The sequence below is a fragment of the Burkholderia sp. HI2500 genome (assembly GCF_002223055.1).
GTDB lineage: Bacteria > Pseudomonadota > Gammaproteobacteria > Burkholderiales > Burkholderiaceae > Burkholderia.
In genome coordinates, this window is the sequence record NZ_NKFL01000007.1 from 723,173 (window position 1) to 749,638 (window position 26,466).

19 protein-coding genes and 2 pseudogenes are annotated in these 26,466 nt (G+C 66.6%); 11 read left to right on the forward strand and 10 right to left on the reverse strand.

All coding sequences use genetic code 11. From position 1 onward, the window contains the following. Nucleotides 1-174: 174 nt before the first annotated feature. Nucleotides 175-588 carry a hypothetical protein gene (locus tag CFB45_RS35545; protein ID WP_089429773.1) on the reverse strand — a complete coding sequence of 138 codons (414 nt, stop codon included), beginning with the start codon at nt 586-588 and terminating at the stop codon, nt 175-177. A 383-nt stretch (nt 589-971) separates the two neighbouring features. Between CFB45_RS35545 and CFB45_RS35550 the strand changes: the two genes are divergently transcribed. After that, a complete protein-coding gene (locus CFB45_RS35550; RefSeq protein ID WP_144025267.1) occupies nt 972-1,559 on the forward strand; it encodes a hypothetical protein in 588 nt (195 codons plus the stop codon). A gap of 242 nt (nt 1,560-1,801) precedes the next feature. On the opposite strand, the gene CFB45_RS35555 is transcribed toward CFB45_RS35550, so the two are convergent. Then, complete coding sequence (locus CFB45_RS35555) at nt 1,802-2,185, reverse strand: ATP-dependent protease (protein ID WP_089429775.1); 384 nt, start codon at nt 2,183-2,185, stop codon at nt 1,802-1,804. Nucleotides 2,186-2,296: 111 nt separating this feature from the next. Here CFB45_RS35555 and CFB45_RS35560 point away from each other — a divergent pair, with 111 nt between their 5' ends. Next, nucleotides 2,297-2,737 (forward strand): hypothetical protein, encoded by a 441-nt coding sequence (locus CFB45_RS35560; protein ID WP_254600112.1) that lies wholly within the window; start codon nt 2,297-2,299, stop codon nt 2,735-2,737. Between the two features lie 373 nt (nt 2,738-3,110). Here the strand turns inward: CFB45_RS35560 and CFB45_RS35565 are convergent, their stop codons facing one another. Continuing rightward, nucleotides 3,111-4,556 carry a DEAD/DEAH box helicase gene (locus tag CFB45_RS35565; protein WP_174970501.1) on the reverse strand — a complete coding sequence of 482 codons (1,446 nt, stop codon included), beginning with the start codon at nt 4,554-4,556 and terminating at the stop codon, nt 3,111-3,113. A 380-nt stretch (nt 4,557-4,936) separates the two neighbouring features. Here CFB45_RS35565 and CFB45_RS35570 point away from each other — a divergent pair, with 380 nt between their 5' ends. Continuing rightward, a complete protein-coding gene (locus CFB45_RS35570) occupies nt 4,937-5,671 on the forward strand; it encodes an ABC transporter substrate-binding protein (protein ID WP_089430131.1) in 735 nt (244 codons plus the stop codon). A 227-nt stretch (nt 5,672-5,898) separates the two neighbouring features. On the opposite strand, the gene CFB45_RS35575 is transcribed toward CFB45_RS35570, so the two are convergent. Beyond that, a complete protein-coding gene (locus tag CFB45_RS35575) occupies nt 5,899-6,543 on the reverse strand; it encodes a carbonic anhydrase (protein WP_089429778.1) in 645 nt (214 codons plus the stop codon). Nucleotides 6,544-6,908: 365 nt separating this feature from the next. On the opposite strand from CFB45_RS35575, the gene CFB45_RS35580 reads away from it, so the two are divergent. Next, nucleotides 6,909-7,700: an MHYT domain-containing protein gene (locus CFB45_RS35580; protein ID WP_089429779.1), complete on the forward strand. Its 792-nt coding sequence runs from the start codon at nt 6,909-6,911 to the stop codon at nt 7,698-7,700. Nucleotides 7,701-7,860: 160 nt separating this feature from the next. On the opposite strand, the gene CFB45_RS35585 is transcribed toward CFB45_RS35580, so the two are convergent. After that, on the reverse strand, nt 7,861-8,790 hold the full coding sequence (locus CFB45_RS35585) for a LysR family transcriptional regulator (RefSeq protein ID WP_089429780.1): 930 nt from the start codon (nt 8,788-8,790) through the stop codon (nt 7,861-7,863). A 113-nt stretch (nt 8,791-8,903) separates the two neighbouring features. On the opposite strand from CFB45_RS35585, the gene CFB45_RS35590 reads away from it, so the two are divergent. From CFB45_RS35590 to CFB45_RS35610, 5 genes and pseudogenes are all read left to right on the forward strand, one after another. Then, a complete protein-coding gene (locus CFB45_RS35590) occupies nt 8,904-10,076 on the forward strand; it encodes an acyl-CoA dehydrogenase family protein (protein ID WP_089430132.1) in 1,173 nt (390 codons plus the stop codon). 39 nt (nt 10,077-10,115) lie between these two features. Beyond that, a pseudogene (locus CFB45_RS35595) lies at nt 10,116-10,322 on the forward strand (FAD-binding protein); the annotation flags it as partial. Nucleotides 10,323-10,398: 76 nt separating this feature from the next. Next, nucleotides 10,399-11,256, forward strand: a complete 858-nt coding sequence (locus CFB45_RS35600) for an FAS1-like dehydratase domain-containing protein (RefSeq protein WP_089429781.1) — start codon at nt 10,399-10,401, stop codon at nt 11,254-11,256. A 10-nt stretch (nt 11,257-11,266) separates the two neighbouring features. Continuing rightward, nucleotides 11,267-12,466, forward strand: a complete 1,200-nt coding sequence (locus tag CFB45_RS35605; protein WP_089429782.1) for a CaiB/BaiF CoA transferase family protein — start codon at nt 11,267-11,269, stop codon at nt 12,464-12,466. A 3-nt stretch (nt 12,467-12,469) separates the two neighbouring features. Further along, the gene (locus CFB45_RS35610; RefSeq protein WP_089429783.1) at nt 12,470-13,321 is read left to right on the forward strand and encodes an HpcH/HpaI aldolase/citrate lyase family protein; all 852 of its coding nucleotides are present in this window, start codon (nt 12,470-12,472) and stop codon (nt 13,319-13,321) included. A gap of 50 nt (nt 13,322-13,371) precedes the next feature. Here CFB45_RS35610 and CFB45_RS35615 read toward each other — a convergent pair whose 3' ends face one another. The 4 genes and pseudogenes from CFB45_RS35615 to uvrA all read right to left on the reverse strand — a co-directional run bounded on the left by CFB45_RS35615 (nt 13,372) and on the right by uvrA (nt 21,357). Then, complete coding sequence (locus CFB45_RS35615; RefSeq protein WP_089429784.1) at nt 13,372-14,412, reverse strand: LLM class flavin-dependent oxidoreductase; 1,041 nt, start codon at nt 14,410-14,412, stop codon at nt 13,372-13,374. A 232-nt stretch (nt 14,413-14,644) separates the two neighbouring features. Then, nucleotides 14,645-14,828 (reverse strand): annotated as a pseudogene (locus CFB45_RS39705) (hypothetical protein); the annotation flags it as partial. A gap of 50 nt (nt 14,829-14,878) precedes the next feature. After that, nucleotides 14,879-15,166 (reverse strand): DUF1330 domain-containing protein, encoded by a 288-nt coding sequence (locus tag CFB45_RS35625; RefSeq protein ID WP_089429785.1) that lies wholly within the window; start codon nt 15,164-15,166, stop codon nt 14,879-14,881. Nucleotides 15,167-15,462: 296 nt separating this feature from the next. Further along, complete coding sequence (gene uvrA / locus CFB45_RS35630; RefSeq protein WP_089429786.1) at nt 15,463-21,357, reverse strand: excinuclease ABC subunit UvrA; 5,895 nt, start codon at nt 21,355-21,357, stop codon at nt 15,463-15,465. Nucleotides 21,358-21,984: 627 nt separating this feature from the next. Between uvrA and CFB45_RS35640 the strand changes: the two genes are divergently transcribed. Next, the gene (locus CFB45_RS35640; RefSeq protein WP_179255145.1) at nt 21,985-22,962 is read left to right on the forward strand and encodes a chromate resistance protein ChrB domain-containing protein; all 978 of its coding nucleotides are present in this window, start codon (nt 21,985-21,987) and stop codon (nt 22,960-22,962) included. After that, entirely contained in the window at nt 22,959-24,137 is a 1,179-nt protein-coding gene (locus CFB45_RS35645; protein WP_089429789.1) for a chromate transporter, read from the forward strand. Before CFB45_RS35640 ends, CFB45_RS35645 begins: the two co-directional genes overlap by 4 nt. 251 nt (nt 24,138-24,388) lie before the next feature. Here the strand turns inward: CFB45_RS35645 and CFB45_RS35650 are convergent, their stop codons facing one another. Next, nucleotides 24,389-26,434: an SMI1/KNR4 family protein gene (locus CFB45_RS35650; protein WP_089429790.1), complete on the reverse strand. Its 2,046-nt coding sequence runs from the start codon at nt 26,432-26,434 to the stop codon at nt 24,389-24,391. Between the last annotated feature and the right edge of the window lie 32 nt (nt 26,435-26,466).

Here is a 26,466-nt window from a genome sequence, read left to right on the forward strand (position 1 = left end):
CGCGATGTACGGATTGACGTTGGCGAAAACTGACGGTTGCTGTTTCGGCCACGGGGGCCTGGTCGGAAGGTGCACGTCGCGTTCTCACATCGGCGCTGTTTTCCGGGGCGGCAGTTCATGAAGCGTAGCCTCACCGAGGAATCGCTTTCCGTTTGGCCCCGTGGGTTCGGAAAGTCAGTGGATTGGCTGTCCGACAACCCGGGCCCACATCGCCCGAACGCGTCGCGCGCGGTCTTCGAAGAGATATGACGCCGCAAGCGTCAAGACACCTGAAATGGCACCCGTCACGATGTGCTCGACGTAGGGGATGCGGTAGTGACTCGTGTGCGAGTAGGCATCGCCCACCGTGGTCAGGACGCCAACGACCAGCGCATTGCCGTATCGATTCGCGTAGAGTTTTGCCACGGGCGTGAAAGTCAGAAGGACAGCCAGGAGTCCGGTCAGCAGCCCCGTCTGAAATGCGATAGTCCAGTGGGCGAGGCTCATGATATTTCCCCAGCTCCCCGGCATGCACGTCATGCACGCACTGGTCGGCTGCCAGAAACGCTGGACAAACAGTCTGACGCGGTGATTCCACTCGGTTGACATGATGCATTCCCATCCATGCCGTCGCCGCGGCCGGAGCCGCCACACGTATCGTTGAAGCAGTTTTCGAACTTTTCGGCGAGCTCGCCGCCGTCGTCACGGATGGGTCGGCTGTGTGCCGTGGAGACTTGGCAATGCCGGACATGGGGGAATACTACTCCACGATTAGACGGCCGCTGTTTCGATCGAGACCGAAATTTCAACGCTCGAGTCTATCGGGGCGGCCCCGTCCGTGATGCCTGTCGAACGAGGTGCTTGCGCGCGAAGTCGCTGGCCGGCATCGACCCGAAGGGTCGGTCGCCTTGCCAGTAAGCGGCCGTTCGAACTATCTATACTTCCCTGACAACATGCTGCCTCCCTGAGCCAGAACGCAAAAGGAGGCTCCCATGAGACTGCTAACTACTGCTGAAGCTGATGAATACCTTCAGAAGATTGGCATGCACATCGGAAGTTGGAATCAAATCGCCGACATACCGCGTGAAAGTACTGTACGCGCCTACCTGCCGTACAGTGCGCCCACTAACTCGAGGGAACTGTACGTGTTTGCGCATCACGCGGCCGGCTGGTTGCCCGCAGGCAAGTGGAAAATATTCCAGATCGACAATTCGAGCGCATTCCGCGGGGACGAGCTTCGGTTCATCGATACCCTGCTCGGATCAAATACGGACCTGGACCGTGAAATCGATGTTGGGTCCCGATCTCTTTTGTTCGATGGGGCCGCAAACGCGAACCTCGATGTTTCTACTGAACTGACCATCGCAAGGCTCATCTATCTTTTCTTGCTTTTCGAACAGCATGCCTATGTGGTCTCCTCGGCGAGTTTGAATGGTCAACGGCTAGGCGTACAAGATGGCGTTATCTATTTCGAGTCCGATGTCTTCTATCGCCCTATAGCTGACCAACTGATTCGCGTGTTCGAGTCTGAGCCATTGCGGCTTCCGTCATGGATGGACCGCTTTTTAGATATCGCTTGATTGACCGCCTCTGGCCGGCCGCTGTTCAATGCGGCCGCCCAAATACGCACCGTTGCTGCAGATCGAGCCGTTGCACCTCAAGGGCAAGTATCAGAGCACTACGGTCACGCGCTCCGAAGCTCCGAAAGCTTGCCCTCCCTTGACGGATCGGCTTCAGCAACCGAAAGCCCGGCACACCTCGCAATTGACCTGACTCCAGCCCTGCACCCATCACGACTTGCGGCCCCAATGGCAAGCAACGATCAGAGATCGCCGCGCACTTCACCGGTTCCCAGCGCGCTCCGCTGCCGGTTGACTTCCGCCCAAAGCTCATCGCTGTCGTCGTTGCGCAGCACGACCATCCAGTCCAGTTGATCGTCGGTCACGCCGAAGTATTCCAGGATTTCCCGTCGAGCCGCATCGATGAACTGCGCGTATTCCGGGGTTGCCTGGGCCCGCGCGTGCAAGGCGTCGTATTCGGCATCGTCCGCGCCGCCGCCGTGCTCGTCGATATAGCGCGAGATCCACTGGTCCCGTTCGTGGTCGTAGTCCGCCTCGGCGCGCATCGCCTGCAACGCCGTGTAGAAATCCAATTGGGCAAACGCGGCGATCGCCGCCGTTGTCGCCTCGTCGAATGGTGTCGTCATTTCATCTCTCAAGTCAGTCATCGCACATCATCGCACGGGCCGCACCCGGGCCGGCCCCTCGAATACGAACCGCGCGCACATGCCATAATTCGCCCGTTCCCGAGCTACCGGATGCATCGTGTCATACGCGAAATGATTTTGATCAGATCACTTGCCGCCTGTCTGTTGATGGCTGGATGTCTTGCTGCAGCGCACGCCGAGACGTATCCACCCGAAGTATCGAGAAGCATCGACAAGCTTCAGTCCCAATGTTCCCGCAAGTCCAACGATCCCAAGGCGCCAGCCTGCATCGAATACAAGGCCACGTTGGCCCGCACCATTCCCTCTGCCGTCCAGGCATTGATGCATCAGGAAGAAGTCGCCAATGACCAATGCCGGAACGGTCCGGCGCCGAAGTTGTTGCCTGACGGGCAATATGCGCCGGGAAGCGCGTGCGCACAACGCGAACAACTGATGAAGACCCTTCACCAGCACGGCTGGTGCTGGGGCCATACGGACATGGATAGCTACCTTCCAGGTTGGGTGATCTGTCATCCCGGTGAATGGCAGTAAGGCCGCACCCATAGCGGGACAGCATTCCGCAAGGCTGCGGCGGCGGATTGGAGGTTCCAGCCTTCGCCGGCGAAGCTCGCACCCGCTGTTGCCGCAGCAAAGAGTCGAACAGGTTTCCCGGCCATCCGTCCAGTCGCTCGATCTGCCTTTGCAGCGCTAATCCTCGCCGCCGTCCTGGCATCAGCAACGGGCGCTTGTCCCGGCGGACTTTCCTGAACCTCCCGTTTCAGCCTGAAACGGTGGCCCTGAAATGTGCGTCGACGGATCGCAATGGGCTGCAGATTCAACCCGACGACGCCACGCACTCGAAGTTGCCTTCAGCCGCCAAACCGCCAGCCATATGCACTGGCCTGGCGAGCCGCATCCCCACGCATCAGGACGGACGTTTCCCGCGAGCGCCAGCGGGTTTGCCAGCCGGCTTGCGCGCGCCCGCCGCCGGCTTGCCGGCAGATTTGCCACGCGGCTTCTGCACGCTGAACGGGCTGCCGATGGTGTAGTCCGGTCCGTTACCGGCCGGCTTCGCATGCGGCGCCGCAGCCTTGTGCTTGTTCTCACCACCTTGCGGACGCGGCTTTTTGCCCGACACCGGCATGGCAGCCGACGCAGCGTGCGGCACTTTCGGCTTCTTGGGCTTTTTCGGTTTCTTGATGATCTCGCCGGTCGCGCTGGTTTCCGGCACGCGGTGTTCGGCCTCGAAACCCGGCTCTTCTTCACGGCGCAGCGTTTGCTTGATCAGCGCTTCGATCGCAGCCAGTTGCGGCGCCTCATCCGCGCACACCAGGGACACCGCCACGCCACTGGCGCCCGCGCGGCCGGTACGGCCGATGCGGTGCACATAGTCTTGCGCCACGATCGGCAGGTCGACGTTGATCACCAGCGGCAGGTCGTCGATATCCAGCCCGCGCGCCGCCACATCGGTGGCCACCAGCATCTGGACTTCGCCCGTCTTGAAGCGCTCCAGCGCACGCAGGCGCGCCGGTTGCGGCTTGTCGCCGTGAATGGTGTCGACGGCATAGCCCGCTTCGTCCAGCATCGCCGCCAGGTAATCCACGCCGTTGCGCGTCTTGACGAACACCAGCGCATGCGCCCACTTGTTCTCGGCCACGAGGTGCATGAAAAGATCGGGCTTGTTCCGCTTGTCCACCGTCACCACCCACTGCTTGATCTTGCTGGCCGTGGCATTGGGCGGACTGACGCTGATGTTGACCGGACTGCGCAGAATGGTCGCCGCCATCGCGCGGATATCGTCGGTAAACGTGGCCGAGAACAGCAGCGTCTGACGCTGCGCGGGCAGCGCGGCAAAGACGGCGTTGAGTTCGCGCGCAAAGCCGAGATCCAGCATGCGGTCGGCTTCGTCCAGCACCAGCGTCTGCACCTGATCGAACTGCACCGCGTTCTGGCGATTGAGGTCCAGCAAACGGCCCGGCGTGGCCACGAGCACATCCACGCCCTTGCGCAACTTCATCATCTGCGGATTGATGCTCACGCCGCCGTAAGCGGCCAGAAACCGCAAATCGAGGCCCTTGCCGTACGCGATGAAGCTTTGCAGCACCTGTTCAGCCAGTTCCCGCGTCGGCACCAGCACCAGCACACGTGCGCGGTTGCTGGACACCGCCGGGCCGTGTTGCACCAGCCGCTGCAGCAGCGGCAGCGCAAAACCCGCGGTCTTGCCCGTGCCGGTCTGGGCGCCCGCCATCACGTCCTTGCCACCGAGCACGGCAGGAATCGCCTTGGCCTGCACCGGCGTGGGGGCCTGGTAATTGAGGTCCTGCAGGTTACGCAGCAAGGGATCGATCAGGCCGAGCGAGGCAAAAGACATGGACGTATTCCGGACTAAAACCGCAATTCTAGCGGTTGCCGGGCGAATCAAGGCCCACTGCGCCCGGCTGGACGGCGTCGACGGGGAGCGACGCCACGGCCAACCGACAGCCGCCGCTGGCGCGAAGCAAGCAAATCGCCCCCCTCTTCCCCCATCAAATCGCCTCTCGCAGCCACGCAATCCCTTTGCCCGTCCATCACTGTTGGGGTTACAGGATGAGGGGAACGCACCTGTCTCGCGTCGCCCGATTGGCGCCGAAGGCAGGCTTGCGCCGCTCGATGACGCTCGATGACGAAAGCCAGGTGATAAGCTCGATGCCGACGCGCGGTCGCGCATCGCCGCGCGCCAAACCCCGCCCCTACGACCGTCACGAGCCTGCCATGCCCCTCGCCCCTTCCGTCCTCTCCGCGTTCACGCCGACCGGCAAGCTGCGCGCGTCGATCAACCTCGGCAACCCGATCCTCGCGAACCGCGACCCGGCGACGGGCGAACCATTCGGCGTGTCGATCGACCTTGCACGCGCGTTCGCCGAGCGCCTGTCGGCCGAGCTGGAACTGGTCGTGTTCGACACTGCCGGCAAATCGGTGCAGGCGCTGACCGACGAGCGCGCCGACTTCGGCTTCTTCGCGGTCGATCCGCTGCGCGGCGAAACGGTCGCGTTCACGGCGCCGTACGTGCTGATCGAGGGGTTCTATCTGGTGCGCGACGCGTCGCCGATCCGCACGAACGCGGACGTCGACCAGCCGGACCACCGCGTGACCGTCGGCAAGGGCAGCGCCTACGACCTGTTCCTCACGCGCGAACTGAAGGCCGCGCAGATCGTGCGTGCGCCGACGTCGCAAGCCGTCGTGCAGACCTTCGTCGAACAGCAACTGGAAGTGGCCGCAGGCGTGAAGCAGCAGCTCGAGGCCGACGCCGCTAAAACACCCGGCCTGCGCCTGCTCGACGAGCGGTTCATGGTGATCCGGCAGGCCATGGGCGTGCCGAAGAGCCGCGGCGAAGCGGCCGCGGCGGCATTGAATGCGTTCGTCGAGGAAATGAAGGCGTCAGGCTTCGTCGCGGATTCGCTGCGGCGGCATGGCATCTCTGGGGCATCCGTCGCGCCGCAAGCGTGATTGCATCGGGCGTGACGCAGCGATCTACAGCTGCGATCCCCCCGCTTTGCGGCCGCCCGACTTCGCGCGGCCGCGTCGGGTGCAGGAAGCGGTGATCGAGATGAAGTCGTCGGGCATGGGCGGAACCGATCTTCGCGACTGCCGCTACAGATCGGACCGCAGATCGGCGCTTTCGCTTGTCCGCCTTGGCAGGGTGGATACGACCGGCCGGAACGAGGTTCCCTTCCTCAGTACGACTTGACCGCCACCGTGGCCGGAGACTCGCTCAACGGGACGAATCGGCGCGTGGTGCCGTCGAGTGCGTCGATGCGCCCCATCTCGATGTCGTAGACCCAACCGTGCAGATTCATCCGTCCTTGCTCGAGCGCGAGCGCAACCGACGGATGCGTGCGCAGGTTGGCGAGCTGCGCGATCACGTTCTCTCGCACCAGACCGTCGAGCTTGTCCCGAGGGGAGTCGAACTGATGCGCGGCATTGATGGCTTTCGCGGCATCGGAATGGCGCAACCAGTTCGCAACAGCCGGCATATGGTCGAGACACGTACACCGTGAGATCGCGCCCATCGCGCCGCAATCCGAGTGCCCGCAAATGACGATATCCCGCACGCCGAGCACGGCGACCGCATACTCGACCGTGGCCGACACGCCGCCCGGTTCCGGTCCGTACGACGGGACGATGTTGCCCGCGTTGCGAATCACGAACAGTTCGCCGGGCTCGCGCTGCGTCAGCAGCTCGGGCACCACGCGGCTGTCCGAGCACGTCACGAACAGCGCCTTGGGATTTTGGGCGGTCGCGAGCTGCTTGAACAGCTCGACACGTTGCGGATAGACCTCGCGCTGAAAGCGCAGGAAGCCGTCGATGATGTCGCGCACGGGACTCTCCTGATACGAATTCACGGCGGGCGGGCAACGAGATCGTACGCTGCCGTCCGCCAAGGCGGCCGACATTATCGCAGATCGGCGACGTCGTGATGAGGCTGGCGCGGACGTCGGCCAGCCGGACTTACCTCGACGCGCCCCCATGCGCGCACGGCACCTCCAATCCGGTCCGCCCGGGACCGAAAACCGGCACGATCCGGGGACGTCCGTCGCACCGACGCACCACCCTAAGTCGGCAGCGGCGCCCTTGATTCGATTCCGGGTTTCGGTATATTTGCGGGACACACGAGGGGATGGCGCACTCGCAAAAACAGGGCGCCCTCAAACGACCAAAAAGCCTATAACCGAGAATAACGATCATGTCCGGCACCTACGACCTTACGCTCGTCGTACTTTCCTGCCTGCTTTCGATCCTCGCATCGTTCACGGCACTCAATATCTCCGATCGCCTGAATCTCATCGGGAATCGTTCGATCTGGCCCTGGATCGCGTTCGGCGGGTGCATCATGGGGCTCGGCATCTGGTCGATGCATTTCGTCGCCATGCTGGCATTTCACCTGCCGGTGGCTGTCGGATACGATATTCCCACCACCGTCGCTTCCTTGCTGATTGCGATTGCGGCTTCCGCCGTCGGCTTCGTCCCGCTCGCCCGCTTCGCGCTGCACTGGCCGCAACTCATCGTCAGCGCAATCGTCATGGGACTGGGCGTCGCCGGCATGCACTATCTCGGCATGCAGGCAATGAGCATCTGCTCCGGTATTCGATACCAGCCCTGGTTGGTCGTGCTGTCCGTCATCATCGCGATCCTGGCAAGCGGCGCCGCCTTGTTGCTCGCCTTCGACCTGCGCCGGCCGAGCACATTCGGCAGAACACGCCAGATCGGCTCGGCCATCGTCATGGGCGTGGCCGTGTGCGGGATGCACTATTGCGGCATGGCAGCGGCCAGTTTCGAACGAGGCAGCGACGCGACGGCAACCCTCTCCAACCTACCCGCACCGTGGCTGGCCGGTATCGTCGTGACGGTCAGCCTGGTGATTTTCCTGGTCGCCGCCGCGATCATGCTGCTGGATGCCAGGATCAACACCCAGGCTCGAGAACGCGTTCAGGCGACATTGAGCACCCATCTCGATCGACGGAATCCGACTCGCTGACAGCGCACGCTCGGCTTCATCCGGCACGTCAAACGGGCGTTTCCCCGCTCTCCCGGCCCGGCACACCAGGTGCACGGGTGGACGGCCGCTTCGGCGCGCCGGCCTGTCCCGCCGGGGTAAGACCGCACGTGAGGCGGCTCACCCCGACAACACGCTCGCCCTAGCCCAGCCAGCGCGCATCCGGCCAGTCGCCCTGGTCGAACGTCGCCTTCACGCAATCGAGCAGCACCCCGACCACGCAGCGCACCGGCGCCGTGGCCTGCCGGCTGCTGGGCGCCGCGAGCACGATCGTGCGCCGGACGCCCGGCGACGCGAGCGGTGCCGCGCTCAGGATGCCGCGCTCGACCTCCTGCGTCACGCCGACCGCCGGCAAGATCGTCCAGCCGTGGCCTTGCGCGACCAGTTCCTTCTGTACGCTCAGCGCATTGGTTTCGGCGAAGACCTGCAACGTCACGCCCGCCTCGGCCGCCGCGTGCTCGATCGCCGCGCGCAGGCCCTGCGGCGCGGAAGGCAGGATGAACGGCTCGCGCGCGACCCGATCCAGCGACACCGGCCGCTTGCGCGACAGCGTGGCCGACGGCGCCGCGACGGCCCACAGACTCTCGTCGATCAACGCCTTGACGTGCAGCGCGGGCGTCTCCTTCTGCCCGTACAGCAGCGCCGCATCGACATCCCCCGCTTCGAGCCAGTCCTGCAGATGGCCCGCGTAGCCGATCGTGAGCCGCAGCCGGATGTGCGGGTAGCGCCGCGCCACCTCGCCCGCCAGCCGCGTGGCCAGCAGGTCCGACGTGCTGGCCAGCAGCCCGATGCTCACGATGCCCGCCACCGGCCCCTCGGTCGGCTGGATCTCGGCCTTGGCGCGCGCCACCTCGTTGAGGATGCGGCGTGCGTATTCGAGCATCGTCTTGCCCGACGACGTGAGCTGCATGCCGTGGCGGCTGCGGTCGAACAATTCCGTCCCCATGTCCTCCTCGAGCAGGCGCAGCTGGCGTGACACGGCCGGCTGCACGAGATTCAACAGGCTCGACGCCCGGGTGACGTTGCCCGTTTCGGCCACAGTCACGAACGCGCGCAGTTGCTTGAGATCCATCGCGGGATACCTCGATACCAAAAACTGATTCGACGATCAGGAAATTCTATTGTTTAAGAAATCCATCAAAACTTATTATGGACTCGACCCATGCCAATGACGAGACACGATTCATGAGCGCCTCCGTTTTCTCCGCCCCCGATCAGTACCAGGCAATCCGCGACGCGGTACGTAGCCTGTGCAATCAGTTTCCGGCCGACTACCACCGCAAGATCGACGAGGCGCGCGGCTATCCCGAAGCGTTCGTCACGGCCCTCACGCAGGCCGGCTGGCTGGCCGCGCTGATTCCGCAGGAATACGGCGGCCCGGGGCTGTCGATGGCCGAGGCGTCGGTCATCATGGAAGAGATCAACCGCTCCGGCGGCAATTCGGGCGCGTGCCACGGCCAGATGTACGTGATGAACACCATCGTGTTCAGCGGCACCGAAGCACAGAAGCAGCGCTATCTGCCGCGCATCGCGGCAGGCGAGCTGCGCGTGCAGTCGATGGGCGTGACCGAGCCCACCACCGGCAGCGACACCACCAAGCTGAAGACCACGGCGGTGAAAAAGGACGGCCGCTGGGTCATCAACGGCCAGAAGGTGTGGATCTCGCGGGTCCAGCACAGCGACCTGCTGATCCTGCTCGCGCGCACGACGCCGCTCGACCAGGTGCAGAAGAAGAGCGACGGGCTGTCGTGCTTCATCGTCGAGCTGGACAAGGCGATCGGCAACGGCCTCACGGTGCGCCCCATCCTCAACATGGTCAATCACGAGACCAACGAGCTGTTCTTCGACAACCTGGAGCTGCCGGAAGACGCGCTGCTCGGCACTGAAGGCAAGGGGTTGAAGGTGATCTTCGACGGCCTGAACGCCGAGCGCACGCTGATCGCGGCCGAGTGCATCGGCGACGGCTACTGGTTCCTCGAGAAGGCGCGCGACTACGCGAGCGAGCGCAAGGTGTTCGGCCGCCCGATCGGGCAGAACCAGGGCATCCAGTTTCCGCTCGCCGAATCGTTCATCGAGCTGGAGGCAGCGAACCTGATGCGCTGGCGCGCTTGCGAGAAGATCGACGCGCGCCAGAACGCCGGCGTCGAGGCCAACATGGCCAAGTACCTGGCCGCGAAGGCCAGCTGGGAAGCGGCCAATGCATGCCTGCAGACGCACGGCGGCTTCGGCTTCGCGTGCGAATACGACGTGGAGCGCAAGTTCCGCGAAACGCGCCTGTACCAGGTCGCGCCGATTTCCACCAACATGATCCTGGGGCATGTGGCCGAGCACGTGCTGCAGCTCCCGCGCTCCTACTGATTCCGGAAGGATTCCTCTCCATGAAGATGCTCGTACCCGATCGGCCGGACCGGCAAGATCGTCGCGCCGCAGCTGTACATCGCGGTCGGTATCTCGGGGGCGATCCAGTATTTGGCCGGCATGATGGATTCGACGGTAAGCGTCGCGATCAACAAGGATCCCGAAGCACCGATCTTCATCGTGGCGGACTACAGCCTCGAAGCCGACCTGTTCGCGGCCATGCCCGAACGGGTCAACGCACGCTGACGGCAATGGCGACCGGCACCCGACATGCTGGCGCCGGCTGCCTGCCTGACGCTTCAATCATCGAGCACCCAACACCATGAGTGTCGAGCCTTCCGAATCCTTCGACGCGTGGGTCGGCCGGAGCGTTGACAGCGCGGACCGGATTACCCGGGCCCCCGTCCGTCTGCTGCAGGCGGCACTGGACTACGCGAACCCATCCGAACTCCCCGCGACGCTGCCGCCGCTGTGGCACTGGCTGTACTTCCTGCCGGGCGAGCGGCAGTCGAACATCGGCGTCGACGGTCACCCGCGGCGCGGCGGCTTCCTGCCGCCCGTCACGCTGCCGCGGCGCATGTGGGCCGGCGGACGGTTGCAGTTCCTCCGCCCGCTGGCCGTCGACGCACCCGTGCAGCGCCGGTCGACGATCCTGAGCGTGCAGAGCAAGTCCGGCCGCAGCGGCCAGCTGGTGTTCGTCACCGTACTGCACGAAACGAGCGATGCCGAGGGCGTGGCCATCCGCGAGGAACAGGACATCGTGTACCGCGACGCGCCGCCTCCTGCCACTGCCGGCATACCGGCACCGCAGCCGGCCCCGGCGCCGACGGACGAACAGTATTCGCGCATCGTCACGCCCGATCCGGTGCTGCTGATGCGCTTCTCCGCGCTCACCTTCAACGGCCACCGGATTCACTACGACCGGCCCTACGCGATGCAGGAAGAAGGCTATCCGGGCCTCGTGGTGCACGGCCCGCTGATCGCGATGCTGCTGCTGGAGGAACTGCGCCGCACGCACCCCGGCAAGACGATTCGCCGCTTCGAGTTCAAGGCCGTCAGCCCGCTGTTCGACACCGCGCCGTTCACGGTGAACGGCAAGCTCGAAGGACATGCCGCCCGCCTGTGGGCGCGCGGCCCGCAAGGGCAGCTGGCCATGCAGGCCAGCGCCGAACTGGAATAACGATCCGACCATGCAAGCTCGCAAAGCTCAACCCGGCCCGCTCAGCGGGATGACCGTCGTCACGCTCGAACACGCGATTGCCGCGCCGTTCTGCACGCGCCAGCTCGCCGACCTCGGCGCCCGCGTCATCAAGGTGGAGCGCCCCGGCGTGGGCGATTTCGCGCGGGCGTACGATCACCGCACCCGCGGTCTCGCGTCGCATTTCGTGTGGACCAACCGGTCGAAGGAAAGCCTCACGCTGGACCTGAAGCAACCGGCCGCGCAGGAGGTGCTGGGCGAACTCGTCGCCCAGGCCGACGTGCTGGTGCAGAACCTCGCGCCCGGCGCGGCCGCGCGCATGGGCCTGTCGTTCGATGCGCTGCACGCGAAGCACCCGCGGCTGATCGTCTGCGACATCTCGGGCTATGGCGCCGATGGCCCTTACCGCGACAAGAAAGCCTACGACCTGCTGATCCAGAGCGAGGCGGCGTTCCTGTCGATCACGGGCACGGCCGACGAGCCCTGCAAGGCCGGCATTTCAATCGCCGACATCGCGGCGGGCATGTATGCGTACACGGGCATCCTCAGCGCGCTCCTGCAGCGCGGCGTCACGGGCATCGGCTCGCACGTGGAAATTTCGATGCTCGAGGCGCTGGCCGAGTGGATGGGCTTCCCGATGTACTACGCATACGACGGCCAGCAGCAGCCGGGCCGCAACGGCGCCGCGCACGCGACCATCTATCCGTACGGCCCGTTCAAGGCCGGCGACGGCCGCGTCGTGATGCTCGGCCTGCAGAACGAGCGCGAATGGAAGGCGTTCTGCGACGTCGTGCTGCGCGACCCGGCGCTCGCGACCGATCCGCGCTTCGACGCCAACGTGCACCGCTCGGAACACCGTGCGGAACTGAAGGCCGTGATCGAACAGGCGTTTTCCTCCCTCACCGCGCAGGACGTGATCGCGCGCCTCGACGAAGCGCAGATCGCGAACGCCGCCGTGAACCAGATCGGCGATCTCTGGACGCATCCGCAACTGCACGCGCGCCAGCGCTTTCGCACGATCGACTCGCCGGCCGGCGAACTGCAGGCGCTGCTGCCGCCCGCGACGATCGACAGCTTCGACGTGCGCATGGACGCGGTACCCGCGCTGGGCGAGCACAGCGCGGCCATCCTGCATGAACTCGGGCGCACCGACGCCGATATCGAACAACTGCGCGCCGCCGGCGTGATCTGAGCCATGTCCAAGCCCCTTTCCCCCGTCCGTCACGCGCGCAGCCTGCTGTTCGTGCCGGCCACCCGCCCCGAGCGCTTCGCGAAGGCGCTCGATTCGGGTGCCGACTGCATCATCGTCGACCTCGAGGATGCCGTCAGCCCCGACAGCAAGGACGACGCACGCGCGCAGCTTGCGCAGCACCTGCCGCGGCTGACGGCCGAGCAGCGTGCGCGCACCGTCGTGCGCGTGAACGCGGTCGGTACGCCTTGGCACGACGCGGACATCGCGCTGCTGCGCGACTGGGCCGCGCAACGCGTGGCCGTGATGCTGCCGAAGTCCGAAGATGCGGGCGCGCTGCGCAAGGTTGCGGAGCGGCTCGGCGAGCACGCGCAACTCGTCGCGCTGATCGAATCGCTGGCCGGGCTCGATTCAGCCGACGCGCTGGCGCGCGACCCGCAGGTCGTGCGTGTCGCGTTCGGGCATCTGGATTTCCAGCTCGACCTCGGCATGCGCGCGACGCCCGACGAGCCGGAGCTGGCCTTTGCGCGCAATGCGCTCGTGGCTGCGTCGCGCCGCGCGCAGTTGCCCGCACCGATCGACGGCGTGACCACGCGCACCGACGATGCCGAGCGTCTGACGGCCGATGCGCGGCGTGCGCGCGCGTTCGGCTTCGGCGGCAAGCTGTGCATCCACCCGGCGCAGGTCGCCGGCGTGAACGATGCGATGGGCTATTCGGAAGACGAGCAGGCATGGGCGCGCCGCGTGATCGACGCAGCCGCGAAACACGGCGGCGCCGCGTTCAGCCTGGACGGCCGGATGGTCGATCTTCCAGTGATTCGGGCGGCCGAGGCGATCATCGCCGGTTCGCGGAAATAATCGATCGCGACTACGCGGCGCGCCCCACCGGTGCGCACCCGCGCCGCCGCTCAGGCCGCCGCTTGTTCGTGCCGATCGGCGGGACGCCAGCCGAGTGCCGGTGCAATACGCGTGATGACGTCGTCGAGGATCTGCAGATAGTTCTCGAACGGCAGGTTGTAGGGCAGTTCGACACGCAGTTCCCGCACCTGTCCGACCACCGGATCGGCCAGCAGCCGCTCCAGGATTTCGTCCGAGGGGCCGACCAGATCCGGCGCGTACAGCGTGCGTCGCTCGCCCTGCGGCGCCAGCGTGCGGGCATGACGCCCGTCTGCAAACGCGCGATAGCGTTCGCGCTCTTTTGCGCTCGCGCTGTCGGTCGGGACGATCACACGGCCCAGCGAGATACGCGGTGCGTGGGCTTCATGCCAATGGTCGCGATACAGCGCCAGTTGCCGCAACTGGGCGTCGAGATAATTGTCGGTGCCCTCGCCCGTGGTCACGTTGGCGATCAGCAAGTTGAAGCCGTTACGGGCCGCCCATTCGGCCGAGCGCGCGGATCCTGCGCCGTACCAGAGCCGCCCCGTCAAGCCCGGTGCGAAGGGGCTCACGCGCGGCCGGACCTTGCCCGCAGCCGATTCCACGAACGTGTCTTCGTCACCGAGCCAGTCGCCGGCCAGATTGCGGCGCAGCCGGGCCACGCGGGCATGCGAGAAGTCGACCCGTTCCGGATCGGTGTCGAACAGCCGTTCGCCCAGCAGCGCCCCGTGAATCGGCGCGCCAGCGCTGAGCCCGACGTTGAGCCGCCCGCGCGACAGCACGTCGACGGTGGCGAGGTCCTCGGCCAGCCGGAACGGATTCTCGTATCCCATCTGGATGACCGCCGCGCCCAACCCGATCCGCGTCGTGCGCTGGCTCGCCGCCGCGAGAAACGTCGCGGCCGACGAGACGGCGCGCTCGAGATGGCGTTGCCGTATCCAGGCGCCGTCGTAGCCGAGCGCCTCGCCCGCGTGGAACAGGTCGAGCGCTCGCTCGAATCCCTCCGCTGCGTCTTCGCCGGGGTAGTTTCCCGCTGTCAGGAAGGCAATATGATCAATGCGTACGTTGCTCACTTTCGTGTCCTTCGCAATCAGTCGAAAATCGAAAGGAAATGAGACATCGCGCTCGACCTCGAAAAGGTCGAGCCCATCGGATTCAAGCGGTCACGAGAAAGCGTGGAAGGGACTGACGACTTCACATGCGTCGTCGATTATGGAGAACGTGCGACTGACCCGTTGCGGTCATTTCTTCTATGGATATGACGCGCGCATCCATAATGGAATGCGCGATCGAGGCTGGGCGGTTCGACGCCCGTTGGCGGTCGTCGAGCGGTTGCGCGCACGCGGCCTCGGCCTGCGTGCACCGCGTCGGGATCGACCGGCGAAATCGGGGCGCCCGGGCGATACGGCGCCGACGGCTCGCGCTTCAACACCTTGCGTGACAGTGCGGCCGGGAAACCCAGCTAGGCCTTGAACAGCGACACGACCGTCACGCCGGAGGCAGACTCGCCGCGACGGTCGACAAGAGACTCACGCCCCGTCAAACGCCTTCGACCAGCACGGCCCGAAAGCGTGCGCCCTTGAAGCGGTGCGGAACGATGGCCTGGTATGCCGGGCTGCCATACCATGCGTGCGCGGCGTCCCTGGACGGAAACTCGACGATCACCACCCCTTCCGGGCCGTCGCCCTCGAGCGTTTCCTGCGGGCCATACGCGGCCAGCACCTTCAACGGGTGGCCGGCGGTCGTCGCGCCGACCTTGTCCTGGTAGAGATCGAGTTCCTGCTGATCCTGCGTGCTTTCATGCGTGAAGACGATATAGGTCGCCAAGATTGCACTCCTGATGCGTTCGAGAATGATGGGACGATCGGGAGATCGTCCGCCGGACAACGGCACTCATCCTAACCATCGGGCGCGCTTTCTCTTATCCCCCTGCTTCCAACTCTCTATTCGAGCCGGATTAACAATGGACGCAACCGGTCGGCCGGGCGCATGTCGCGGCACCAAAAGAAAACACCCCTCGACGAGGGGTGCATGAGCCGGATCGCGGTGCCCCCCAGCCGCTGGCAAGTCAGCTGGGGGAACTCACCGCCCGGCACCGGAGCCGTCGAGACGCAGCGTCGCGCTCACCCTACTCGCGCTTCGCCCTCGCGCTCGGCTTCGCCTTCGTCCGACCCCGTTCGCGCCAGCACCGGCTTGAGCGCCTGCCCGGTGTGGCTTGCGCTCACCTGCGCGAGCGCTTCCGGCGGCGCCGCCGCGACGATCGTGCCGCCGCCCACGCCGCCTTCCGGCCCGAGATCGATGATCCAGTCGGCTTCCGCGATCACGTCGAGGTCATGCTCGATCACGACGACGCTGTGCCCCGCATCGACGAGCCGGTGCAGCACGCGAATCAGCTTCGCGACGTCGGCCATGTGCAGGCCGACCGTCGGTTCGTCGAGCACGTACAGCGTGTGCGGCGCCTTCTGGCCGCGCCGCGTGATGTCGTCGCGCACCTTCGTCAGCTCGGTGACGAGCTTGATGCGCTGCGCCTCGCCGCCCGACAGCGTCGGCGACGGCTGGCCGAGCGTCAGGTACCCGAGCCCGACATCCTTCATCAGCTGCAGCGGATGCGCGATGTTCGAGATCGGCGCGAAGAATTCCACCGCCTCGTCGATCTCCATCGTCAGCACGTCGCCGATGTTCCGGCCGCGCCACGTGACGGCAAGCGTCTCCGGGTTGAAGCGCTGCCCGTGGCACACGTCGCACGGCACCTTCACGTCGGGCAGGAAGCTCATCCCGATCGTGCGCACGCCTTGTCCTTCACATGCGGGGCAGCGCCCGTCGCCGGTATTGAACGAGAAGCGCGACGCCGTGTAGCCGCGCGCCCGCGCTTCGAGCGTATCGGCGAACAGCTTGCGGATCGTGTCCCATACGCCGATATAGGTGGCCGGGCACGAGCGCGGCGTCTTGCCGATCGGCGTCTGGTCGACTTCCAGCACGCGGTCGATCTGCTCCCAGCCGCTCAGCGATTCGCAGCCCTGCCACGCATGCGTGACGTTCAGCGACGGCCTCGGCGCGCTGCGCGCGAGCACGCTCGAACGGCGGTTGGTGGCCGGCGCGTCCTGCTGCGCGGCCTTGCGTGCGCGGCGCGTGGCCGGCGACGACAGTACCGAGCGGCCGACCGCGTCGAGCAGGTTCGTCATCAGCACGTCGCGCGCGAGCGTCGACTTGCCCGAGCCGCTCACGCCCGTCACCGCGACGAGCCGCGCGAGCGGAATGCCGACCGTGACGTCACGCAGGTTGTGCAGCCGCGCGCCATGCACGGTCAGCCACGCGTCCGGCACCGCGGCGCCACCCTGCTTGCCCGGCAGGCTCACGCTGCGGCGCGGCTGCAGCGGGTGCGTCATCGGCTGCGCGAGCAGGCGCCCCGTGACCGAATCGGACTGCGCGGCCAGATCCGCGACCGCGCCCTGCGCGACCAGCGTGCCGCCGCGCTTGCCGGCGCCCGGGCCGACATCGATGATGTGATCGGCGCGGCGGATCGTGTCCTCGTCATGCTCGACGACGACGAGCGTATTGCCCTTGTCGCCGAGCTTGCGCAGCGCGTCCAGCAGGATCTGGTTGTCGCGCGGATGCAGGCCGATCGTCGGTTCGTCGAGCACGTAGCAGACGCCCTGCAGGTTGCTGCCGAGCTGCGCGGCGAGCCGGATGCGCTGCGCTTCGCCGCCCGACAGGCTCGGCGCCGCGCGATCGAGGCTCAGGTAACCAAGCCCGACTTCCTCGAGAAACGCGAGGCGGCTGCCGATCTCGCTGACGATGTCGCGTGCGATCTGCGCGTCGCGCCCCGTCAGTTCCAGCCCGTCGATCCAGCGGCGCGTGTCGGACACCGTCCATTGCGCGACCTCGACGATCGGATGCGCGTCGAAGGTGACCGCGCGCGCGGACGGGTTCAGCCGCGTGCCGTGGCAATCCGGGCACGGCTCGTTGCCCACGCCTTCCGGCTCCTGCTCGTCGGACGGCAGCGTCTGCTCGCGGCCGCGATCATCGCCGGCGAGCACCGTGTCGTCATACGCGGCGCGCTGTTCGCGCGTGAGCGTGACGCCGGTGCCGACGCAAGTCGTGCACCAGCCATGCTTGCTGTTGTACGAGAACATCCGCGGGTCCAGCTCCGGGTAGCTCGTGCCGCACACCGGGCACGCGCGCTTGACCGACAGCACCTTGACCGTGCCGACCCGCGCGGTCGAATGATCGTTCTGCATCGCGTGGTGCAGCCCGTCGAGCGGCGCGAGCAGATGCATCACGCCCTTGCCGAGCTCGAGCGTCTCGTCGAGCACGCGCCGCAGTTCGGCCTCGTGGTCCGGCGACACGATGATGTCGGCCACCGGCAGCTCGATCGTATGCTCGCGGAAGCGGTCGAGCTTCGGCCACGGATCGACCGGCACGAACTCGCCATCGACGCGCAGATGCGTGCTGCCGCGCGCCTTCGCCCACTTCGCGAGATCCGTATACACGCCCTTGCGGTTGACGACGAGCGGCGCGAGCAGCCCGACGTGCTCGCCGCGATGATCGCGCAGCAACTGCGCGGCGATCGATTCGACGGATTGCGACGTGACGGGCGTGCCGTCGTGGATGCAATGCTGCAGGCCGAGCTTCACGTACAGCAGCCGCAGGAAGTGCCAGACTTCGGACGTGGTCGCGACCGTGCTCTTGCGCCCGCCGCGCGACAGCCGCTGCTCGATCGCGACGGTCGGCGGAATGCCGTACACCGCATCGACTTCAGGGCGGCCGGCCGGCTGCACGATCGAGCGTGCATACGCGTTCAGCGATTCGAGGTAACGGCGCTGGCCTTCGTGGAACAGGATGTCGAACGCGAGCGTCGACTTGCCGGAACCCGACACCCCGGTGATCACGTTGAACTTGCCGTGCGGGATGTCGACGTCGAGCGCCTTCAGGTTGTGTTCGCGCGCATTGACGATCCGCACGACGTCTTCGCCTTCGATCGCACGCCGCTCGCGCGCCGCGTTCAGCACGGCCTGCAGCGGCTTGCCTTCGTCGGCGAGCGCCAGCTCGGCATCCATTGCGCGGTCGTACTGCAGCAGCGCCACGCCGGTATGCGATTCGGCGCAGGCCTTCACGTCGTCGGGCGTACCCGCGCACAGCACGAGGCCGCCGCCGTCGCCGCCTTCCGGGCCGAGATCGATCAGCCAGTCGGCCGCACGGATCACGTCGAGGTTGTGCTCGATCACGATCAGCGAATGGCCGGCCGCGAGCAGCTTGCCGAACGCCTGCATCAGCTTCGCGATGTCGTCGAAGTGCAGCCCGGTGGTCGGCTCGTCGAACATGAACAGCTTCGCCCGCGCGATGCGCGCTTCTTCCGTGACGACCCGGCGCCCATTGACGGCCGCCGCCGATTCGGCGAGGAAGCCGGCCAGCTTCAGCCGCTGCGCTTCGCCGCCCGACAGCGTCGGCACCGGCTGGCCGAGCTTCACGTATTCGAGGCCGACGTCGACGATCGGCTGCAGCACGCGCAGCACCTCGGCGTCGGTCGCGAAGAACGCGGCCGCTTCGCTGACGGTAAGGTCGAGCACGTCGGCGATGCTCAGCGCGCGGCCGTTGCGCTCGATGCGCACTTCGAGAATCTCGGCACGGTAGCGGCTGCCGTCGCAATCCGGGCAGCGCAGGTAGACGTCGCTCAGGAACTGCATCTCGATGTGCTCGAAGCCCGAGCCGCCGCAGGTCGGGCACCGGCCGTCGCCCGAGTTGAAGCTGAACGTGCCGGCGCCGTAGCCGCGTTGCAGCGCGAGCGGCACCTTCGCGAACAGCTTGCGGATCTCGTCGAACGCGCCGACGTAGCTCGCCGGGTTCGACCGCGTGGTCTTGCCGATCGGCGACTGGTCGACGAACACGACGTCGCCGACCTGGTCGGCGCCCGTGAGGCTGCGATACGCGCCCGGCGACTCGGTCGCCTTGCCGTGGTGCCGCGCCATCGCCGGATAGAGCACGTCCTGCAGCAGCGTGGATTTGCCGGACCCCGACACGCCCGTCACGCAGACGAGCCGCTGCAGCGGGATCTCGACGGTCACGTCGCGCAGGTTGTGTTCGCTCGCACCTTCGAGCACGATGCGCGGCGTGTTCGCGTCGACCACCCGGCGCGCCCAGTTCGACGCATGCGCGACATGCTTGCGGCCGCCGAGATACTCGCCCGTCAGCGTATGCGCGGAGCGGATGTCGCCCGGCGTGCCGTCGTAGACGATCGTGCCGCCGCGCTCGCCCGGGCCGGGCCCCATGTCGATCAGCCGGTCGGCCGCGAGCATCACCGACGGATCGTGTTCGACCACGACCAGCGTATTGCCCGCGTCGCGCAGCCGCTGCATCGCCTCGACGATCCGCGTGAGGTCGCGCGGATGCAGGCCGATGCTCGGTTCGTCGAGCACGAACAGGGTTTTCGTGAGCGACGTGCCGAGCGCCGTCGTCAGGTTGATCCGCTGCACCTCGCCGCCCGACAGCGTGCGGCTCTGCCGGTCGAGCGTCAGGTAGCCGAGCCCCACGTCGCACAGGTATTTCAGGCGCGTGCGCACCTCGGCGAGCAGCAGCTTCAGCGCATCGTCGAGCAGCGCGCTCGGCAGCGTGATGTCGTCGAAGAAGCGGCGAATGCGCTCGATCGGCAGCAGCATCAGGTCGTGCACGGTGAGGCCCGGCAGCGCTTCGAGCTGCGCGCGACTCCAGTCGACGCCGCGCGGCATGAAGCGGCCGGCCGGCGCGAGCACGCCGTCTGCATTTTCTTTCGACCCGAGCCGCCATTGCAGCGATTCCGTCTTCAGGCGCGCGCCGCCGCACACGTCACACGGCGTGTAGCTGCGGTATTTCGACAGCAGCACGCGGATATGCATCTTGTACGCTTTCGACTCGAGATAGCCGAAGAAGCGCTTCACGCCGTACCACTGGCTCTGCCACTTCCCGTTCCAGTCCGGCGACCCGTTGACGACCCAGTCGCGCTCGGCGTCCGACAGCTCGGACCACGGCGTGTCGCGCGGGATGCCGGCTTTCGCCGCGTAGCGCATCAGGTCGTCCTGGCACTCCTTCCAGGCCGGGGTCTGCATCGGCTTGATCGCGCCGCCGCGCAGCGTCTTGCGCGCGTCGGGGATCACGAGGCCGAGATCGACGCCGATCACGCGGCCGAAGCCGCGGCAGGTTTCGCATGCGCCGTATGCCGAATTGAACGAGAACAGCGCCGCCTGCGGCTCCGCGTAGCGCAGGTCGCTGTCGGGATCGTGGAGCCCGGTGGAGAAGCGCCATACCTGCGGCTCGGCAACCGCGCTCCCGGCGTCGGCCGGCAGCACATAGACGTTCACGCGCCCGCCGCCGCGCTTCAGCGACGCCTCGATCGCCTCGACCACGCGCACCTTGTCGGCGCCCTGCACGCGGAAGCGGTCGGCCACCACGTCGAGCACCTTGCGCGGCCCGGTGGGCGACGCGACCTCGCGCTGCGCCTGCACGCGCGTATAGCCGCTCGCCGACAGCCACTGCGCGATTTCTTCGTCGGACACCGCTTCCGGCAGCTCGACCGGGAACGTGACGACGACGCGCGGATCGTCCGCCTGCGTGCGCGCGACGAGCTCCGCGTAGATCGTCTCCGGCGTGTCGTGCCGCACCTGCCGCGCGGTCTTGCGGTCGAACAGCTCGGCCGCGCGCGCGTACAGCAGCTTCAGGTGATCGTTCAGCTCGGTCATCGTGCCGACGGTCGAGCGCGAGCTGCGCACCGGGTTGGTCTGGTCGATCGCGATGGCCGGCGGCACGCCGTCGACACGTTCGACCTGCGGGCGGTCCATCCGGTCGAGGAACTGCCGCGCGTACGCGCTGAACGTCTCGACGTAGCGCCGCTGGCCTTCCGCGTACAGCGTGTCGAACACGAGGCTGGACTTGCCGGAGCCCGACGGGCCGGTGACGACCGTCATCTCGCCGGTACGCAGGTCGAGATCGAGATTCTTGAGGTTGTGCTGACGTGCTCCGCGAATGCGGATCAGATTGCTGGATGACAATTTGCCTGCCCGTCTGAATGAGTTAGCCAGAGTGCTCGGTGCCGGAACGCTGCGGCGGATGCCCGCAGGCGCGGCGCACGGGCCGCAACGGTTGCACGTGTGCGGCTCGATTGCGACGGACACTATACTGTATATTCATACAGTTTTCCATGACGACCCTGGCGCCGTCATGGGCAGGCGGCTGGCGAGGGGGCGAGACGCCTGCCGGCATGGCATGGCGCGATGACGGGCACCCTGAAATCTCGGATCACCCGGATTCCGCTGTCGGTCGCCGCTGTCCGTCCGATGCAGCCGGACCCCAGGAATAAACGCCTCGCCGCGCACGTTTACCGCACGTACCGCACCAAGAAAGCGTTCATGCCGTCGCACCGGCAGGGGTGTCTGCGTGCGCGGCAGTCACGCCGATCGATCCCCCACTCCTGATTCCCCCTTCCCCACGTCTCGCTTGCGCGACGGCGCCTGCCGAACAGGCGACCGGGCGCATGCTGGTTCGCAGCGGTAATGGACGCGTCCCGCCCACCATTCGAATCCCCCGTCGCCGGCTGACGACGGGGGCAGCCTTCCCCCGCGTGCAGCGCTCGAAAAGTTAACTTGTAGAAGTTGTGACGCATTAGTAGCATTTGCTACATGAACACCTTATCGATCTGGTCACTCCTGGTTCTGACCCTTCCGACAGAAAACGCGACGGCCCGCATGCGGTTCTGGCGTGCGCTGAAGGCGAAGGGGTGCGCGGTGCTGCGCGACGGCATCTACCTGCTGCCGTACACCGGAGAGCATGAAGCGACCCTGCGCGAACTCGCGGACGCGATCGCCGAGAGCGGCGGCACGGCCCACCTGTTGCGCGCGCCCAGTCTCGACCCGTCACAGGAACAGGAATTCCGCGCGCTGTTCGACCGCGACGACGACTACGCGGCCTTCACGCGAACACTCATCGACGCGCGCAAGACACTGGCCGGGCAGTCCCCCACGGAACTCACCCGCCTGCTGCGTCGCCTGCGCAAGGATTTCGACGCCATCCGGGCGATCGACTATTTCCCGGGCGATTCGGCCACTCGTGCCGAAGTCGCGCTGCAGGATTTCGTCGCGCTGGTCGACACCGTGCTGTCGCCGGGCGAGCCGCACGCCGCGGACCGCGCCATTCGCCCGCTGGCGATTGACGAGTACCACGGTCGCACGTGGGCGACGCGGCAGCGGATGTGGGTCGATCGCGTCGCGAGCGCATGGTTGATCCAACGATTCATCGACGCACGCGCCCGCTTCATCTGGCTGGCGGCGCCGGCGGATTGCCCGGTCGATGCGCTCGGCTTCGATTTCGACGGTGCGACGTTCACGCACGTCGGCGAGCGCGTGACATTCGAGGTGCTACTCGCCAGTTTCGGGCTCGAAAACGACGCCGCGCTGATGCGGCTCGGCGAGATCGTGCACGCGCTCGACGTAGGCGGCCCCGCCGCGCCGGAAGCGGTGGGCTTCGAGGCCGTGATGGCCGGCACGCGCCAGCGCACGGAGAACGACGATCAGTTACTCGAGCAGATGGGCGCCGTGCTCGACGCCCTGTACGCGCACTTCACGTCGAATGGCAAAAACCAGACCACGGCCCGATCATGACCACTACCGTCGCCACCACCGAACCGACCTACTCGCTGGGCGAGCTGGTCGCCTACATGCTGCGTCTCGGCACCTTGGGTTTCGGCGGGCCGGTCGCGCTCGCGGGCTACATGCGTCGCGACCTGGTCGAGCGTCGCGGCTGGATCACGGAGGCCGACTACAAGGAAGGCCTCACGCTGGCACAGCTCGCACCGGGGCCGATGGCGGCCCAGTTGGCGATCTATCTCGGCTTCGTCCACTACCGCCTCCTCGGCGCGACGCTGGTCGGTTTCGCGTTCGTGCTGCCGTCGTTCCTGATGGTGGTCGCGCTCGGGTTCGCGTACGCGCATTTCGGCGGGCTGTCGTGGATGCAGGCCGTCTTCTACGGCGTCGGCGCCGCGGTGGTCGGCATCATCGCGATGAGCGCGTACAAGCTCACGACCAAGACCGTCGGCAACGACAAGCTCCTTTGGGCGATCTTCCTGACCCTGGCTGCGGTGACCTTCGTCACGGAATCGGAAATCGCGTGGCTGTTCGTCGCCGCCGGCCTGATCGGCTGGCTGTGGCGTGCTCCACCGAAGTGGCTGCACAAGGGCGGCCTGAATGCCGTTGCCGCTGCCCATCTTCCCGCGGCTAGCGGGTGGCTGAGCGGCATCGATTTACCGCAGCTCGTTCAGATCGGTGCCTTCTTCATGAAGGCAGGTGCGTTCGTGTTCGGCTCCGGGCTCGCGATCGTGCCGTTCCTCTATGGCGGCGTCGTCACCGAGCATCACTGGCTGAACGACAAGCAGTTCGTGGATGCCGTCGCGGTCGCGATGATCACGCCCGGCCCGGTCGTGATCACCGTCGGCTTCATCGGGTATCTGGTCGCGGGATTCCCGGGCGCACTCGTCGCTTCTCTCGGCACGTTCCTGCCTTGCTATCTGTTCACGGTCATTCCCGCGCCTTACGTGAAGAAATACGGGCACCGGCCCGGCGTCAAGGCGTTCGTGAACGGCATCACCGCCGCAGCCGTCGGCGCGATTACGGGCTCCGTTCTCGTCATCGCGAAGCGATCGATCGTCGATATCCCGACTGCGCTGCTCGCCGTCGCCACGGTGCTGCTGCTGTGGCGTTTCAAGAAATTGCAGGAACCGGTGATCGTGACCGCCGCCGCCGTCATTGGACTCGTGGCGTTCCCGCTGCTTCATCATTGACCTGCGTCGCCGGGAGACGAAAAGCCGCGTTTGAGTTTCGTTGCCTGTCGAAGGCCGTGTCTCCGGCAGGAGTCGCTGCGTGCCTTCCTCAATTCACCGGCACTCGCCAAAGCGAAGCCCGATTCTCCTCGACCGCTTCTTCTCTGACGGCCCGACTACCTGTCGGATCGAATTCCGGCTGATACAGGTAATCCACTCGCCACATCTCGTCGGCCCTCCCGCGCCTCTTTCGGCCGTCACCAAGCGACGCGTCAGCCGGGCACCACCCGCGCCAACCATTCGCCCACGCCGTCCGCCACGTGCTCACGCTCGGGACTGTCGTGCCACACCCGGATCACCTGGCCGATCCGGCCGCCCTTGTCCGGGTCGAGATCGACGCACAGATGGTCGCCGCCGCCGTTGTGGGTGAGCGGGATCCATTTCAGGTTGTACCAGTCGCCGCGAATGCCCGGCTCCGGCTCGCCCTCGTAGCCCGCCAGATCGCCGCTCGCGACCAGGTCGCGCCAGATGGACCACTGCGCGAGGATCTGCCGAGCGGACAGCAGCGTCTCGCCGCCAAACGGTTCGGTACGCCCGGCTTCCTGTCCGTCGTGCAACATCAGGCTCTCTCGCCACGCCTCCGGCAACGCCACGCCGAGCCCCGCCTCGAGCGCGCGCAGATCATCGTCGCTCGCCGGACCGCGGAAAGGCGCCGGTGCATCGGCCGGCAGCGTGCGCCGCCATGTGTCGAGACGCGACCAGGACGCCGCGATCGTGGTGTCCGGCGATGGTGCGGCTGCAGCGCCTGTCGCATCCGCTCGCGTTGCATCGGAAGCTGCCGGGGGCGATTCGTCCACCGCTGGAGATCGAACCGCTTGCGTGTCGTCCACCGCCGCGCGCACAGCCCGCGGGGGCCGGCGCGGCTGGTCGAGCCGCATGAACAGCACCGGCGAGCCCGCTGCCAGCGGCGTCGCCCCCGCCGCAACCGCGACGAGCGCATCGGCTCCGGCGAGCGCGCCGAGCGCATCAGGCCGTTCGCCCGCCAGCGGCGTCACGACCGGCTCACCCGCCGCGCCCGCCGCGAGCCTCGCCCAGCGGAGGTCATTCAGCACTGGATCGCGCGATATCTGCGTGCCAAGTACGCCCGTCTCCCAGTACGGTCCCGGCATGTCCGCAAATTCCAGCAAATCGATCAGCCGACGCAGAATCGTGTGCGCGAGGATCGCGACCTCGCCGGGGTAGCCCGGCAGGTTGACGAGCGTCGCCTGGTCGTAATAGGTGACGACGCGCGATCCGCGCGGCCGGCCCGCCGCATCGGTCAACTCGAACGTGCGGCGCTGCGCCGGCGAACGATTCTCGCTGCGTCCAAAATTGAAGCGAGCCGCGCGCACCTGCTGCAGCGTCACGCGCGCCTCGCTGTACGGAAACACCGGCAACCGGTTCAACGCGGCGTCCTGGTGCGGATCATTCCCCAACACCCCCGTGCCGACCAGCAGGTCGTAGCGCTGCGCAAGCGCGGCAAGCTGGCGGCGAAATGCCAGTTCGGCATCGTGGGATTGCAGCGGAGGCAAGGTCATGTCCGGCGGAGCGACATATTCGAGCGATACGTCGCAGCCCCACTGCTTCAGGAGCGCGTGCAGATAGGGGCCGTTCGCGTCGGGACGCTGCCACGGCAGCCGCTCGCAGCCGGACGGCACGAGGTCGTAGCTCGCGACGACCACGCACACGCGCGGCCGCCGGCTTACCTCGACGGTACGCACGCCGGCGGCAATCAGCAGCGCCTGCTGTTCCGCGTCAATGCGCTGCCCCTTGTCGAGCAACAGGGCACCCCATGCGTAATCCGAACCACGCGCGATCACACCTTCTCCTTCGACCGGCGGCGCGTCGAGTTTGAGCCGCGCATGCTGTTGCCCGTCGGGGGCGCGATTGCGCGTGCGAGGCACCACGGTGTCCGCGTGCGCGGGTAACGGCGCGAGCGCCGGCAGCCATTCGGCAGCGCCCGCCGACAAAGCCCGCGCCACCGGATCGCCGCCGCGATGGATCAGAATCGGATACTGCAGCCGCACATTCAGCATCGCCGGCCGCACGGGCGATGCGTGTGCCGCGTCGGTTGCGCGCAGCGCATAGCCTTCGATCGCCGCGAGCGCGAGCCGCGGCAGCGCCTCGGGCGCGGTCACGGCCTGCGCAAGCACGCGTCCGCCAGCCTGCTCGACCGGCACGGTCTCGACGCGCATGCCGCCCGGCACCGCGTCGGCGCAACGGCGATAAGCGTCTGCCAGCCACGCCGGCATCGGTGAAGGGTCGTTCGTCATCGTCATGTCAATACGGTTTGGGTGCGCACATCGTCGGC